The 250-nt window shown below is 61.6% G+C and carries 1 protein-coding gene; it reads right to left on the minus strand.

The features are described 5' to 3' along the window. A partial coding sequence (locus SB772_RS43960; RefSeq protein WP_410839022.1) for an ATP-binding protein occupies positions 1-250 on the minus strand: 250 nt, incomplete at both ends.

The raw sequence follows: 250 nt of genomic DNA on the forward strand, positions 1-250 counted from the left end.
CCACCGAAAAACCGAACGTATTGATGCCGTTGGCGCTGCGCACGAACACCGTGCCGCCGTGCATTTCCGCGACCGCCTTCACGATCGACAATCCGAGGCCGTGATTCTCGTGGCTGTTCGAGCGCGCTTCCTGAATGCGATAGAAACGGTCGAAGATATGCTCGCGCACGAACGGATCGAGCGGTTCGCCCGGATTCGACACGGCGATTTCCACGTGCCCGTCCTGCGGCGCGATGGTGGCCTGCAACAC

It is taken from the genome of Paraburkholderia sp. SIMBA_030, from assembly GCF_046535245.1.
In the GTDB taxonomy this organism is placed as follows: Bacteria; Pseudomonadota; Gammaproteobacteria; order Burkholderiales; family Burkholderiaceae; genus Paraburkholderia.